The organism is Janthinobacterium sp. GW822-FHT07A03 (genome assembly GCF_058798815.1).
Genome location: NZ_JBXAKW010000041.1, coordinates 1 through 818, shown reverse-complemented (window position 1 = coordinate 818; position 818 = coordinate 1). Strand labels below are relative to the sequence as shown.

The following is an 818-nucleotide window of genomic DNA, read 5'->3' as shown; positions in this document are numbered from 1 at the left end:
GGCATGTGGTAAGCGGCGCTGGCGGCGTGGTCGAGCTGGTCCAGGAACCACAGCCGCTGCTGCGCAAACGACAGCGGCAAGGCCTGCGTACGGTCGGCCGGCAGAATCGCCGACAGCGTCGAGGCTCCCGTATCATCAATCTGACTGGCCAGCCCGGCCAGGGTCGGATGCGCAAACAGCGTGCGCAATGGCAACTCGATCCCCAATGCGCTGCGCAGGCGCGAGGCCAGCTGCACCGCCAGCAGTGAATGGCCGCCCAGCTCGAAGAACTGGTCATAACGGCCCACCTGTTCGACCTTGAGCAGGTCTTGCCAGATCACGGCCAGCGCGCTTTCAACCACCCCCTGTGGCGCGGCATAACTACGCGTCACCACGGCCGAAGCATCTGGGGCAGGCAGCGCACGGCGGTCCAGCTTGCCGTTGGCCGTCAGCGGGAACGCGTCCAGGCTCACGAAGGCCGCCGGCACCATGTATTCCGGCAAGACCGCCAACAGGGCACTGCGCAAGCTAGCCACGTCGATCTCGCCCTCGGCCAGGAAATAGGCAACCAGGCGCTTATCGCCCGGCACATCCTCGCGTGCCAGTACGACAGCTTCGCGCACGCCAACGCACGCCGCCAGTTTCGCCTCCACTTCGCCCAGCTCGATACGGAAGCCGCGGATCTTGACCTGGAAGTCATTGCGACCCAGATATTCAATGTTGCCATCAGGCAGGTAGCGCGCCAGGTCGCCCGTCTTGTACAGACGGGCCTGTGGCGCGTCACTGAATGGATCAGCGATAAAACGTTCCGCCGTCAGTTCCGGACGGTTCAGGTAACC

General features: G+C 64.4%; 1 protein-coding gene. It reads right to left on the bottom strand.

Translation table 11 applies throughout. From position 1 onward, the window contains the following. The coding region (locus AC1RJW_RS29685) for a phosphopantetheine-binding protein (RefSeq protein WP_493048111.1) at positions 1-818 on the bottom strand (818 nt) is incomplete at both ends.